Origin of the sequence: Enterococcus sp. BWR-S5 (assembly GCF_016745255.1) — a bacterium.
Taxonomy (GTDB): Bacteria; Bacillota; Bacilli; order Lactobacillales; family Enterococcaceae; genus Enterococcus_L.
The window spans coordinates 145,987-159,236 of record NZ_JADOEQ010000013.1; the positions used below are offsets into that span (position 1 = coordinate 145,987).

Sequence of the window (13,250 nt, forward strand, 5' to 3'; positions counted from 1 at the left end):
TAGGGTTTTTCTCATGTTTTTTCTATTTATCTCTCAAATCTGGAATTTACTTTCATTACCATTCTGTGCTACCCTTTTAATAGAAGATACTATTCTATTTTATAGAAAGAAGGGTAAAAAATGAAAAAAATGGGTTGTTTAGGCTTGCTATTGGTTTGTGGAATCGTCCTTTCCGGCTGCAGCAATGGGGATACCACCAAGCTGGAAAAACAAATCGATAAAATTTCTAAAAGTGTCGATGCCTTACATGAACGAGTAGATGAACTGAGTGAAACAGGTGTGGATATCAGTGCGACAAAGAGCTCGTCTGATAGTAAGACTGAAAGTTCAAAAACCGATGACAAAAAAGAAACAAAGGATAGTACAGAAGAAACAAAAGAAAGCTCTGAGAGTTCAAAGAAGAAAACTGAGCCGAAAAAAGGAATCAAAGATTACACGATGGAGAATGAGAAGGTCAAAGTAACAGTAACTGATGTTGACTTTATTGAAAATCTTTCTTCTAACCTTGATAAAGAAGGCTTAGTTATTATTTACTACACCTTAGAAAATATCAGCTCTGAAAAAATAGCGACAAACTTAACGATTCTTGATTACTTGTACGTAACCGAAGAAGATGAGAATACAGAAAACCAACTTAGCTGGGGCAATGAATTGTATCGCTATAAAGAATTTAAAGAAGCCTATAATAAAAGCACTACAGACGTCAAGCCTGGAGGAAAAGTAGAATCTGCTACCAGCTATTACATCATAGACAATAGTAAAGATATAAGAATTCAAGTAGGCGCTGACGAACGATTCGGTATGTACGGAGAAAATGCTGAAGCAGAAGAAACATTTACCGCTAAAGAAATTGCTAAAGCATTCAAAGCAAATTCAAAGATAGAACCCAAATAGGCAAGCGACACAAAGCTAAGGAGGAATAAACAAATGAAAAAGTTAAGTGGTTTAGGAGTCGGTTTATTATGTGTACTTGCGCTCACAGGCTGCGGGAGCACTGATACATCCGGCTTAGAAAAAAAATTAGATAAATTAGAAAAGAACATCTCATCACTAAATGAAAAAATCAATGACCTTGAAGCTGTCGATGTGGCTGCAGAAAAAGAAGAAGCTGCTGCAGACGAGGTAGATGCCTCAGAGAAAAAGGCACAGGAGCTGGCAAAAAAGAAAGCTGAAGAAGAAGCAAAAAATCAAAAACTATTAGAAGGAAAAATCAAGGTTCCCGATACATCAAGAAAGGCACAGGAGCAGGTAACTGCTGAATTTGAAGCAGTGGGCTTGAACGTTAAATTTGTTGCGACTAATATGGACAATCTGGCAGTTTCAGGTAAACGAATCGTCTATAAAGGCGAATGCGATTATTTAAACGAAAACTGTGGTGCAGAGAAGTTTGACTCAACACAGGTAGGCTGGGAAAAACAAGGGTACTATGCGAATAAAGGCGATACTATCATCGTTGGCTATTCCGATCATGAAATTGACGGAACCAGCGGAAGTCTTAGTAAATCCAATTCATCAGCCAATAACGATACTACCGCGGAGAAAAAAGCCGCAACTACTAGTAAGAGTGATATCGAAGCTGCAATCAAAAAGGTAGACGCAAAATATGATGAAATGATCAAAAAGGCACAAGGCTATGTGGATAGTCCCAGTACCTATGATGACACCGCCGCGTTGAGCTTCTTGACCGACTATACCGAACTGATGGCTGAATATGCTTCATTAGGAGAAACCATCGACAATTCCGGAGACGAGCTCTCCACTTCAGACAGCATGACGATTTATACGAATATGCTGACCAAATATACAAAGCTGATGGAGCTCTATGCAAAATTATAATACAATAGAAAACAGCCGAAATCCTTATGTGATTTCGGCTGTTTTTTCTGTTAATCCAGTTTATCATTCTCGTAATGATGGCTTAATTCCAAGTTGGGAAATGCTTGTTGCCGTAAGGCTTCGTATACCACTAAAGCAGCAGTATTTGACAGATTCAATGAACGAACGTGCTCGTCATTCATCGGTATTCTTAAGCACTTCTCTTCGTTCTCCCGCATGAATTCTTCAGGTAATCCAGTCGTTTCCTTACCGAACATAAAATAGTGGTTTCTGCCATCAGCAAGATTCTCATCACTATAAATTTTATTCGCAAACTTTGTGATTAAATGTAACGGTTCATCCTTAATAAATGATAGAAATGATGCTAAGTCCTTATGATAAGTAATCGCTACGTCATGCCAATAGTCTAATCCTGCCCTTTTCAAATGCTTATCATCCGTTGAGAAACCTAACGGCTCGATGAGATGTAAAGGTGAATTCGTTGCGGCACATGTCCGAGCGATGTTGCCCGTATTTGCCGGTATTTGCGGTTCAAACAGAACGATATGGTTTGTCATTTTATTATTCCTCTCTATACACAAAAGGTTATATTATTCACTAAATAAAGCAATAAAAAAACGTACCGCCTCGGTGTTAAATCACTGCGAGTCGCTACGTTAGTGAAGATCTTTTCACTAACTTTTATCAGAACAGGAACCTGATAAAAACCAATGAAAAAACAACTTGTATGTAATATAACACCAATAACAGAGCTTTGCAAGGGTTTTTCACAAATTAATTTTTTGTAAGCGCTACCTAATCTCTCCTACTAACATACGTAAGTCAACTGTGATTTTTTCTAAAGGATGCTTTTTAAGTTCTTCCTTGATTTTTGCATCTGCCTGCCACTCTAACGGAGACATTTCCAATAAATCAAGCCGACGAGCTTGTGGAATATCAAACACAGTGGTTATCCGTTCATCAACGATTACATCCATGGATTCAGAAAATTTGTCGATAACCTTTTGGTTCGAATAGCTCTGCTTTTTCTCATCGTTTGGAAAAAATGCCGCACGCAGTTCTTTCAAATAACCGGATTCCGGAACAATCTTTATCACCTGTCCCCCAGGCTTCAGCACTCGTTCAAACTCCTTGTAATGTGATGGAGAAAAAATATTTAGAATACAATCTGCCGTGCTGTCAGCAAACGGCAAGTTCGTCAAATCCGCTGCACACCAGAAGGCTTCGATCGGTTGATTTGTTGCAAGGTAGACTCCTTCTTTAGAAATGTCAAAGCCAATTTTCTGCTTGGCTGTACTTGCTTCAGATAATGCAGTCAGAAAGCTGCCTTCCCCACATCCGACATCGAGAACAAGCTCCTTGTTATCCATATAAGGAACAATTTTCTTCAGCATAGCTTCGTACATCCCGCTTTGAATCATTGCCTGACGATGAACAAACATTTGATGGTCATAATCAGTTTGTATATGGGTTTTAAGAAAGTATAGTGTCCCTTTCTTTGATAAGTCGAAGCGATGCTTCTCTCCACAGATTAACGCATAATCTTTTTGTGTAACGGAGCTATGGCAGATAGGGCATCGAAACAGTAATGTATTTTCAGACAGGAAATTTTTAGCTTTATCAATCTTTTTAAGCATGTATTGCTCCTTCTCATCCCAATAATTTCATTCTGCTCTATCTTACAATGAGAATCCCTCTTTGGCAACATTGGAAAATATGTTACAATGCCTATGGAGAAATTGTACAGGAGTGAAGAATTATATCGACTTCTTACTTTTCTTTTCAATACAATGTAAAAAGGCAAGTAACAAGTAAATAGAATTTAGTGAAATAGAAGGAGTGGTCGAAATGATCAAAGAATTTTGTGCAGAAAATTTTACAGATATCCCTGCAGCTATTCGCAATGGTGCGGGCAGAATTGAACTCTGTGATAATCTTGCCGTTGGCGGAACAACACCAAGTACAGGTGTGATTGAAGAGGCTCTTCAATATGCAGGAGAACAGTCCGTTCCTATCATGACGATGATTCGACCTCGCGGTGGTAACTTTGTTTACAATGATATCGAATTAAAAATTATGCATACAGATTTAATTGAAGCGAAGAAAATAGGGACAGACGGTGTTGTTTTCGGCTGTCTGACAGAGGAGAACTGGTTGGATGAGGAAGCCTTAGAGCTTCTTATTGAGACCTCTGAGGGCTTGCAGATTACTTTCCACATGGCCTTTGACTCATTGAGTAAAGAGGACCAGTTCAAAGCAATCGACTGGCTGGCTGAACATGAAGTGCATCGAATCTTGACACATGGCGGTCCTGCCGGAACATCTATCGATGAAAATATCCCACATTTGAAGGAACTCATCAGCTATGCCGGCGATAGAATCATTATCCTTCCCGGAGGCGGTATCTCTGCGCAAAATAGAGAACAGATAAAAGAAGCTTTGGGTGTGGAAGAGCTTCACGGAACAAAAATTGTTGCTTTCGATTTGTAATCGTCTATTGCTTTTCAGAGGCTGAACCAAAGTTCATTCGTTTTTTAGAGGTAAGGAGCGTTGAACGTTTATTTCTGTTCCACTTTCTGCTACACAAAAAACCGTTGATTGTCAGAATGTCAATCAACGTTTTTTTTAAGTAAAGTAAGCCATAAAGATACTGGCAATATTGAAATAAATTAGTACACTTGTTAAATCACTTAACGTGGTAATGAACGGGCCGCTTGCTACTGCCGGATCAAAGCCCAGCTTGTCCATCAGCATCGGTATTAAGCTGCCGGCTAAGTTTGCTACAGTAATGGCACAAAGCATCGCCATACCGATGACAAAGCCCAATGGAAAGTTCTGCTTCCAAATTCCAACCACAATGAATATCGTTAAGCCGGTAATCGCACCGGTTACGACTCCTGTCAGCACCTCACTGATGATTAGACGCTTGAAATTATTGTCCTTTTCATCACTGACTGCCAACCGACGAACAGCGACCGCCAGCGATTGTGTGCCTGCATTTCCGGCTGTTCCTGTAATCAAAGAAATAAAGACTGCTAAGATACTGGCTTCACTGACTAACATCTCATAATGGCTGATAAGTGTTGCCGTAGACATTCCTAGAAACAACAATGTAATTAGCCATGGCAGCCGTTTGGAAGCAGCCTTGAAAGGATTCTCACTGACTTCCTCTACGTCAACCCCTGCCAAACCGGAGTAGTCACTGGCAGCCTCATCATCGATAACATCAATGATATCATCGACGGTTACAATCCCAAGAAGATGATCATCATAATCAATAACAGGCAGTGCCAGAAAGTCATAATCACGAATTGTCTGTGCAACATCCTCTTGGTCATCTCCCACATGAACTGAAATAACCCGCTCACTCAGTATCTCACTAATCATTGTATCATCATCATTGATAATCAAATCACGAAGAGAGATAACACCCACCAGTCGATTATCCTGATCCACAACATATACATAATAAATCGTCTCAGCAACATCTGCTTGATTCTTCAGTACATACATCGCCGAACGTACCGTTTGATTTGCGACAATTGAAACATACTCGGTGGTCATAATTGAGCCGGCTGTATCATCTTCATAATGCAGAAGCTCTTTAATTTCACTTGCATCCTCAGCACTCATCAGACTTAGATACTTAGCCATTTGACTTTTATCCAGCATGTTCAACAAATCCACCGCATTATCCGTGTACATCTCTGAAAGCATTTCAGCTGCATAGCTAGGACGCATTTCAGCAATATAGACCTTCATGTCATCATTGTCTTCTTCAATAACATCAAACATGTCTGCTAATTCCTTAGGAGACAAATAATTGTATACTCGTTTGCGACTGTCAGCTTCAAGAGATTGGTAGAACTGCCCTTGTTCATAGATGTGAAGGGCTAAAAAGGCGTCACGAAATTCATTCATCTGCTCCGTTTTCAAAAAACTTAGCAATACTTCGAATTGCTCCTCGATTTCCTGTCCTTCATTCATCCCTCTAACCTCCCTCTTATTCAATAATAGTCCGCATATCCTCCGCCAGCGCAGAATCAATACTGATTTTTTCTCCTGTAAACGGATGGTCAAAACTCAAGTGGCTGCAATGCAGTGCCTGACGCATTATGCCTCTTTCCATCGAACCACTGTACAGTTCATCTCCTAAAAGAGAGCAGCCGATGCTTTCAAAATGCACCCGTATTTGGTGTGTCCGACCTGTATGCAGTCGAATCTTTACAAACGCAATATCCTCTTGTTTTTTTCTTAACCAATATTCTGTCTCAGCGTATTTTCCCTCTTCTGAAACCTTTCGCTTCAATAAAGACGAAACATCTCGACTAATTGGTGCAATAATTTCGCCATGTTCAGCCAAAGTATCCACTGCACCACCTACAAGAGCATGATAAATTTTCACTACTTGCTTTTTGCGAAGCTGCTGATCCAACAATGCATGAGCAAAGCCATGTTTAGCAAAGAGCATCGCACCTGAAGTATCTCTATCCAACCGAGTAACGATATGAATCACTTGATCCTTGTAGTTCATTCTTTGATAATAGCCTTTTACCTGATTGGCCATCGTTTCACTCGTATGATATTGAGAAGGGATAGACGCGATTCCTGCCGGTTTATTGACAACTAAAAAATGCTCATCCTCAAATAAGATATCCACAGAACTATCTGAGGGCAGCATCGTTTCGTGCTCGCCTTCATCCGGAATCACAATCTTCACCAAATCACCGGCTGTCAACTTAAATAATACATTCTCCACCTGCTCATTGACAGTGATTCGACCACCCTGAAATTTTACCTTTGCCAACAGCCCTTTTGATACACCCTGTTCCTTTAAATAGGATTTAACTTGCTGCGGCTGTTCTTTTGTGAATGTCCATTGAAATTCCATATTCCCTCTAATCCTCACTAATAAATGCATCCTTGACTCTGTGCCAAAAGTGCATGTGCTTATATGACGCAAAATGAATGCGCTCATCGGCAATTCGATACTGAATCGAATCAATATTTTCTTGATAAATATTCAACTGATCCACTGTAATTAAATAGTCGCTGCCCCCACGCAAATCAATAGAAACCCATTCTGAGTCAGCAATAACCATCGGCGAGCCAAGCGTTCGAAACACTCGATTGTTCAGTGAAGCAATTTCTGCTAATTGAAAAGCGTTAATGCTGGGATGAATCACAGCACCGCCTACACTCTTATTGTAAGCCGTAGAGCCGGTCGGAGTAGAAACAGATAACCCATCACCTCTAAAGCGTTCAAACAGCTCATCTTTGATATAGACATCAGCAACCATCGTTCGATTGGAGCGCTTGATTGTGGACTCATTTAATGCCAGAAAATGCCTGTCGGGGTTTTCATCACAAAATTTGATGGTCACATCCAACAACGGATAACTGATACTTTTCTCCTGTTCCATTAAAAAGCTGGAAACCAATTCTTCCAGCTCATAATCACGCCAATCCGTATAAAAACCTAAATGTCCTGTATGAACACCTAAAAATTTTACTTTATCCAATCGATGATTAAATCGGTGAAAGGCAGAAAGCAGAGTCCCGTCTCCACCAACAGAAATAACCAGCTCAGGGTCGGTTTCCGACACCTCTATCTGTTTCTGCTCTAAAAGAATCAACAGCTGTTCTGTGACTCGTTTCGATTTCTCCTCATTATTATGGACGATCGTTACCTTCATGCCCAGTCTCCTGTCTACGTTTGACCTTCGTTTTTCTTTTTTCGATACGCTTTTGCTGACTTTCCTCTTCCGTGAGAGAAAAGGTGCTGTGCCTCTTGAATCTCCTCACGAATATTCGACATCTCTTCATCAAGCTGATAAGCAGCTTCCGCAGCACGCTGAAGCCTGTCATTTAACTCTTCCGGAAAATCCCCATGATACTTATAATTTAATGAATGTTCGATTGTTGCCCAAAAATTCATGGCCAGCGTTCGAATCTGTATTTCTGCTAATATTTTTTTCTCTCCCGTTATCAGTTGAACAGGGTAGGCAATCACCAAATGATACGATCGATAGCCGCTTTCTTTTTTATTCGTAATATAATCACGCTCTTGTATGATTTCAAGATCCTTACGGTTCCTAATAATCTCAACAACCTGATAAATGTCTTCCACAAATTGGCACATAATGCGTAATCCGGCAATGTCCTGCATTTCTTCTTCCAATCGATCCAGCGGAATTTTTCTCAATTCTGCTTTAGTCAAAATGCTGTCTATCGGCTTTACTCGTCCTGTTACAAACTCGATAGGGGTATGCCTGTTAAGCTCATTGAACTGCTTACGAATGCCCCGTAACTTGACTTTCATCTCTCCAACAGCTTGCTCATATGGCGCAAGAAAAAGCTCCCAGTCTTTCTCCATATATCTCCCTCAATTTCCTTGAATTTGATCCACTGCTTATTTTACCATAGACAGACGAAAAAATGGATTTTTTATTCTATTGTAAGAATTATCAAAAAAATCAAACAGCTCATTCACTTTCCTTGACGAAACCACTCAATCTATGTAAGAATTAAGTATAGAAGAAGGTGAGTCTCCTTGAGTAAAAATTTGGAAATCGAATACAAAACAATGCTCTCAGAAGAGACATTTTTCCGAATCACTGACTACTTTCAACTGAAAGAAGAAGACTTCTTTATTCAAGTAAACACGTATTTTGATACACTTGATTCACAGTTGAAACAAATGAACGCTGGTTTACGGATTCGAACGTTTGCTGACAACGCAGAGATTACACTTAAACTACCTGCAACGGTTGGTTTATTGGAAATCAATGACGAAGTTTCGCTTAAGCAAGCAGAAGAAATCAGCCAATCCGGTGTATTTCCGGAAAATAGTGAGGTATTTCAAAAATTATCACAACTGAATATTGTTACTCCCTTACATAAAATCGGTCAATTGAAAACCAAGCGAGCACAAAAAAAACTTCCCCAAGGTTTATTAGCTCTTGATGAAAGCTGGTATAACAATGATCACGATTATGAACTAGAGTTAGAAGTTACCGACGCTGAATCTGGAAGAAAAGCGTTTGAGCAGTTGTTAAGTACTTTGACTATCAAAGAAATTAACGCGCCAAACAAAATTCAGAGAATGATGTCGTCTTCTTAGTGGTCTTGTAATGATAAATGAGCAAATTATTTCTTTTTTCTTTGTTTTTTTGTTACATTACATGAATTGGTTCGTTTCGTGCATTATGTCAAAGAGTCGAATTGGAGGAAGTATGAATGATTGAAATCTATTTGTTCGTTAATCCGCTAGGGAAGATCTGTTTGAACATCGAAAGAGAAATTTTGAAATTTGCACAGACAGAAAGCAAAAAGATACAATTGCGTTTGATTCCACTAGTAAATATGAAAACGATTAAGAAGCTGGTAAAAATTCACAAAATTTCATCTACTGATATTGCAGAAAGAAATAAATTATTTGAAAACACGTATTCTGCTGCGCTAGATTTTAAAGCAGCACAGCTGCAGGGTAAGAAAAAGGGACGTCATATCCTTTTAAACCTTCAGCAATTGGTCACTGAGGAAAGCACTCCCTACTCCACTGAGTTGGCTGAAAAGCTAATTGTTGAGGCTGGGGGCGATTTGGAGATGTTTCAGGCAGACCGTCATTCAAGTTTTGTGAAGGATTCTTTTCAGATTGATCAACAGATTGCCAGAGAGATGGGTGTCTCAAAGCATCCCGCTGCTGTTATTTACAATTATGCCTGTGATAGAGATTTTGGTGTTCTTGTTGAAGAGTGTCTGACAATCGAACACATCAAGCGCCTCTGTGAAACAACTGAAGAGAACTATGTTCATTTCCACGATCCACTCCAGTTAGCTGAGGATTTTGAACAATCTGTCCCTAAAGGACATTTACATCTATTATAAAAAAACGGAAACAGCTCGATTCTGCTACTTCCGTTTTTTTATGCTGCTATTTTTTCTCTAACGTTTCGATTAACTCTTCTAATTCTTTCAAACGTGTCTCGAAAACCTTCATTGCATCTTCAATGTATGCTGGCTGTGTCATGTCTACACCGGCCTTTTTCATCACTTCAATAGGATAATCACTACTTCCTGATTTCAGGTAGTTCAGGTAATTTTCCAGTGCATCAGGCTCTTTTTTCAAGATTTTATCTGCTAATGCAGAAGCTGCCGAGAATCCTGTTGCATATTGATAGACGTAATAATTGTAGTAGAAATGAGGAATTCTTGACCACTCTAAAGCAATTTCTTCATCCTCTACTACTTCCGGGCCGTAGTATTTCACATTCAGCTCCGCATAATTTTCATTCAGGTACTCGCTAGTTAACGGTGTTCCTTCTGCATCCTTCGTATGGATGAAGTGCTCAAATTCTGCAAACTGTGTTTGGCGGAAAATCGTTCCCTTGAAGCCATCCAGAAAATGGTTCAGTACATAAGCTCGAACATGAGGATCGGTCTCTGTTTCTAACAAATACTCAGTTAAAATATTTTCATTAGTCGTTGAAGCAATCTCAGCTAAAAAGATAGAATAATCACCATAAACATATGGCTGATTTCCTCTGGTGAAATAGCTGTGGACACTGTGCCCCATCTCATGAACAAGTGTATAGAGCTGATCCAGGCTATCATGCCAGTTCATCAGAATGTATGGGAATGTATCATAAGCGCCGGATGAGTACGCACCACTTCGCTTCCCTTGATTTTCAACTACATCAATCCAACGATTGCCAAATGCTTCTTCAACTACAGCCAAATACTCCTCACCTAGAGGCGCTAATGCAGCTGTTGCCTTTTTCTTTGCGTCATCGTAGCTGAATTTGATAGATGCATCTCCTAGAATCGGCGTATACATATCATACATATGCAGTTCATCCAAGTTCAATAATCTTTTTCTCAAACTCACATAACGATGCAGCAGTGGCAAGTTACGATTAACCACATCAACCAAGGTTTCATAGACACTTTCCGGAATATGATTCCCTGATAAGGCCGCTTCTCTCGCAGAACCATAGTTTCTAACCTTAGCCTTATAGTTATGCATTTTCACATGAGTGGATAAGGTTGATGCAAAGGTATTGTTGAACTGCTCATAAACACTATATAGACCTTTGAAAGCCGCTTCTCGAACATTTCTTGAAGTACTTTCCATTAATTGACCATAGACACCATGGCTCAGTTGGATTTTTTCTCCTTTTTCATCTTCAATAACAGGGAACTTAAGGTCCGCGTTATTCAAAACTGAAAAAGTATTGCTGGATGCTCCGAAAATCTCCCCGGCTCCAGCCAAAAGAGCTTCCTGTTCTTCACTAAGAACGTGCGCGCGACTATCCAAGATATTTTCAATGAAATGTCTGTATACTTCCAATTTAGGCTCTTCTTTGAAATAACCCCAAATTTCATCATCTGTCAATGATAGGACTTCAGGCTCAAACCAAGCAACAGCTTCTCCTACTTGAGAATATAATGAACCGGCTCTTGAGTTCAATGCTTGATAGGTTGAATTTGTTGTATCCTGATCATTTTTGAGATGCGAATAGACGTAAATCACTTCTATTTTACGATAAATATCAAGTAGATACTCAATTCCTTTTAGAAAGGCATTACTACCATTTCCCAAGGTTCCCTTCAGATTATTTACTGTTTTTATCTCCTCTGATAATTGGGTATACGCTTCTTCAAATGCTTGATCATCCTTAAAAATAGGCGTCAAATCCCAAGTCAGTTCTGTTTCGATTTCTTCGCGTTTTGGTAATTGTTTTGCTTCACTCATCACTGTGTTCCCTCCATTCATACTAGCTACATAAATCCTAAAAAAGTTTTCAATAGTCACTTCCATAGGCTTCACATAGACGAATCGTACTAAATAATTGATGACTGATTATTGGATTGGTCCTCCACCTGAAAAACCGTTCAGCCTGTTACTATTTAGTTCTATTCCTATAATCTATAGTATCATATTTTCAAAGGTGTACCAGTAATAATCACTTGAGGCAACTGTTTTTCATCAAGTATAAGTGTCGGATGTGGTCTTACTCTATTTTTGTAATCAATGATGACTTCAAATTCTCCGGCTTTCACTCGTCTTTTCAGCACCTGACAGATAAGCAAGCCTTCAATCAAATAATGGCTTAGCCAGTTTATCAAAGCTGCAGGCGCTACAGCTGGAACTAGTTGATGCAGCTGTTCCTTAAAGATATAGGTGCTGCAGAAATGAAGTATCTCTGTTTTGCTGACTGTACCTTTTACAGCTAGCCATTCCCAAAAGTAATATTTAAATAAAAAAATCGATTTTCCCAGTACAAAAGACTGGTTGATTGAATAATAAAACCATGGATGTAAGCTGAGTAAATTCAGGCCCTTCTGATAGTAAAACGATTGTATCGGTAATAGCTCCCGCTTCTTCCCCCGCAGTTTTTTATAAAGCTCCTGATAAACAGCAGACAGCTCCCCTTCCAGTAAGTATTCTCTATAGTGAAACAGTCGCTTTTCAGCAGCCATTTCAAATAAATCAGCGAATCTTATATCGTTGAAATTCCAATACTTTGTCCCATAGCACAGCCTTCCAGTCGCTTTTAGTTCTACATGATAACGTAAATAGAGCTTTTTCCTTTTTAAATCTGCTGTCCAAAGATAAAAGCCCAGCTTCTGCGAATAGCTGCAAAATTTTCTGATTGTTCCATTACTCTTTCCATAATTCCAAATTTTCCTACCACAAATCCAAATCGGTTGGTACCCATTCTCAATATACGAGCGCGTTCTTTTTACCATTTCCTCTGCTGAAAGCATACTGCATTGAAATTCTATGGCATAACGTCCTATCAGTAAATCTGCCCGTTGTTTTATTTCCGGCAAATAGGCTTCAAGCTGATGCTCAATCTTTTGTTGCCGACACTGTTCAGCAAAAATTTTTTTGAGCTCAAGGTGTTCCGGCGATTCTCCACCGCTAGTAATATTGCAGCTTTGACTTGATAAATGAGCAAAATAAGGTAATCGAATCTGCCCTTTTTTGAGCTGAACCCGTTGCTCACATATCGGGCAAAAAAATTGTCGATTTTTCCATTTACCAATTGCCTTTTCGGACACCCATACTAAGGAAATTAGCTTTCCTTCATCGTTTTTCGCCACCAACATATCCATCACCTCAAAAATAAGATACGCATAATTTCACTTAATTTGTGAATAATAACTTCTATCTTTTTTAGTCTGCTAATCCTAAAACAACTGAATGAATCATCTAGCCGATAAGCTAGACATTACCCGCCTTCCCATTAATCCTTGCTAGTATAGAGGGTATATCCTTTTTCCAAGTAATTATCCACCCGCATAGCGGGTGGCTTTTTAATAGCCCTAGAAGGGCTCATTACTTGCTGCTCCCTTCAAGGGAGCTTTTTAAGAGACCGCCAACCGCTATCTCTCTATTTTTTTCT

The 13,250-nt window shown here is 39.4% G+C and carries 13 protein-coding genes; 5 read left to right on the plus strand and 8 right to left on the minus strand.

The window, feature by feature from the left end:
* The first annotated feature begins 120 nt into the window (after positions 1-120).
* Both IW510_RS15070 and IW510_RS15075 read left to right on the plus strand, forming a co-directional pair.
* Positions 121-894, plus strand: a complete 774-nt coding sequence (locus IW510_RS15070; protein WP_202061038.1) for a DUF5067 domain-containing protein — start codon at positions 121-123, stop codon at positions 892-894.
* 33 nt (positions 895-927) lie between these two features.
* On the plus strand, positions 928-1,836 hold the full coding sequence (locus tag IW510_RS15075; protein WP_202061039.1) for a hypothetical protein: 909 nt from the start codon (positions 928-930) through the stop codon (positions 1,834-1,836).
* A gap of 50 nt (positions 1,837-1,886) precedes the next feature.
* On the opposite strand, the gene trmL is transcribed toward IW510_RS15075, so the two are convergent.
* Both trmL and IW510_RS15085 read right to left on the minus strand, forming a co-directional pair.
* Positions 1,887-2,393: a tRNA (uridine(34)/cytosine(34)/5-carboxymethylaminomethyluridine(34)-2'-O)-methyltransferase TrmL gene (gene trmL / locus IW510_RS15080; RefSeq protein ID WP_202061040.1), complete on the minus strand. Its 507-nt coding sequence runs from the start codon at positions 2,391-2,393 to the stop codon at positions 1,887-1,889.
* A 234-nt stretch (positions 2,394-2,627) separates the two neighbouring features.
* A complete protein-coding gene (locus IW510_RS15085; RefSeq protein WP_202061042.1) occupies positions 2,628-3,473 on the minus strand; it encodes a methyltransferase domain-containing protein in 846 nt (281 codons plus the stop codon).
* Between the two features lie 211 nt (positions 3,474-3,684).
* On the opposite strand from IW510_RS15085, the gene IW510_RS15090 reads away from it, so the two are divergent.
* Positions 3,685-4,326 (plus strand): copper homeostasis protein CutC, encoded by a 642-nt coding sequence (locus IW510_RS15090; RefSeq protein WP_202061043.1) that lies wholly within the window; start codon positions 3,685-3,687, stop codon positions 4,324-4,326.
* Between the two features lie 135 nt (positions 4,327-4,461).
* Here the strand turns inward: IW510_RS15090 and mgtE are convergent, their stop codons facing one another.
* The 4 genes from mgtE to IW510_RS15110 are packed head-to-tail and all read right to left on the minus strand — an operon-like array spanning position 4,462 to position 8,212.
* A complete protein-coding gene (gene mgtE / locus IW510_RS15095) occupies positions 4,462-5,823 on the minus strand; it encodes a magnesium transporter (RefSeq protein WP_202061044.1) in 1,362 nt (453 codons plus the stop codon).
* A 16-nt stretch (positions 5,824-5,839) separates the two neighbouring features.
* The gene (locus IW510_RS15100) at positions 5,840-6,727 is read right to left on the minus strand and encodes an RluA family pseudouridine synthase (RefSeq protein ID WP_202061045.1); all 888 of its coding nucleotides are present in this window, start codon (positions 6,725-6,727) and stop codon (positions 5,840-5,842) included.
* Between the two features lie 7 nt (positions 6,728-6,734).
* A complete protein-coding gene (locus IW510_RS15105) occupies positions 6,735-7,532 on the minus strand; it encodes an NAD kinase (RefSeq protein ID WP_202061047.1) in 798 nt (265 codons plus the stop codon).
* A gap of 14 nt (positions 7,533-7,546) precedes the next feature.
* Positions 7,547-8,212 carry a GTP pyrophosphokinase gene (locus tag IW510_RS15110; RefSeq protein WP_202061049.1) on the minus strand — a complete coding sequence of 222 codons (666 nt, stop codon included), beginning with the start codon at positions 8,210-8,212 and terminating at the stop codon, positions 7,547-7,549.
* Positions 8,213-8,389: 177 nt separating this feature from the next.
* Between IW510_RS15110 and IW510_RS15115 the strand changes: the two genes are divergently transcribed.
* Positions 8,390-8,959, plus strand: a complete 570-nt coding sequence (locus IW510_RS15115; RefSeq protein WP_202061050.1) for a CYTH domain-containing protein — start codon at positions 8,390-8,392, stop codon at positions 8,957-8,959.
* A 116-nt stretch (positions 8,960-9,075) separates the two neighbouring features.
* The gene (locus IW510_RS15120; RefSeq protein ID WP_202061051.1) at positions 9,076-9,726 is read left to right on the plus strand and encodes a DsbA family protein; all 651 of its coding nucleotides are present in this window, start codon (positions 9,076-9,078) and stop codon (positions 9,724-9,726) included.
* Positions 9,727-9,772: 46 nt separating this feature from the next.
* Here IW510_RS15120 and pepF read toward each other — a convergent pair whose 3' ends face one another.
* Both pepF and IW510_RS15130 read right to left on the minus strand, forming a co-directional pair.
* Positions 9,773-11,593 carry an oligoendopeptidase F gene (gene pepF / locus IW510_RS15125; protein ID WP_202061052.1) on the minus strand — a complete coding sequence of 607 codons (1,821 nt, stop codon included), beginning with the start codon at positions 11,591-11,593 and terminating at the stop codon, positions 9,773-9,775.
* Positions 11,594-11,775: 182 nt separating this feature from the next.
* Positions 11,776-12,954: a competence protein CoiA gene (locus tag IW510_RS15130; protein ID WP_202061053.1), complete on the minus strand. Its 1,179-nt coding sequence runs from the start codon at positions 12,952-12,954 to the stop codon at positions 11,776-11,778.
* Positions 12,955-13,250 lie beyond the last annotated feature (296 nt).

Excerpts from the sequence above, each read along its gene's own strand:
- IW510_RS15070 (WP_202061038.1), top strand. The coding sequence starts at position 121 with ATGAAAAAAATGGGTTGTTTAGGCTTGCTATTGGTTTGTGGAATCGTC.
- IW510_RS15075 (WP_202061039.1), top strand. The coding sequence starts at position 928 with ATGAAAAAGTTAAGTGGTTTAGGAGTCGGTTTATTATGTGTACTTGCG.
- mgtE (WP_202061044.1), bottom strand. The coding sequence starts at position 5,823 with ATGAATGAAGGACAGGAAATCGAGGAGCAATTCGAAGTATTGCTAAGT.
- IW510_RS15105 (WP_202061047.1), bottom strand. The coding sequence starts at position 7,532 with ATGAAGGTAACGATCGTCCATAATAATGAGGAGAAATCGAAACGAGTC.
- IW510_RS15090 (WP_202061043.1), top strand. The coding sequence starts at position 3,685 with ATGATCAAAGAATTTTGTGCAGAAAATTTTACAGATATCCCTGCAGCT.
- IW510_RS15085 (WP_202061042.1), bottom strand. The coding sequence starts at position 3,473 with ATGCTTAAAAAGATTGATAAAGCTAAAAATTTCCTGTCTGAAAATACA.
- pepF (WP_202061052.1), bottom strand. The coding sequence starts at position 11,593 with ATGAGTGAAGCAAAACAATTACCAAAACGCGAAGAAATCGAAACAGAA.
- IW510_RS15110 (WP_202061049.1), bottom strand. The coding sequence starts at position 8,212 with ATGGAGAAAGACTGGGAGCTTTTTCTTGCGCCATATGAGCAAGCTGTT.
- IW510_RS15130 (WP_202061053.1), bottom strand. The coding sequence starts at position 12,954 with ATGTTGGTGGCGAAAAACGATGAAGGAAAGCTAATTTCCTTAGTATGG.
- IW510_RS15100 (WP_202061045.1), bottom strand. The coding sequence starts at position 6,727 with ATGGAATTTCAATGGACATTCACAAAAGAACAGCCGCAGCAAGTTAAA.
- trmL (WP_202061040.1), bottom strand. The coding sequence starts at position 2,393 with ATGACAAACCATATCGTTCTGTTTGAACCGCAAATACCGGCAAATACG.
- IW510_RS15120 (WP_202061051.1), top strand. The coding sequence starts at position 9,076 with ATGATTGAAATCTATTTGTTCGTTAATCCGCTAGGGAAGATCTGTTTG.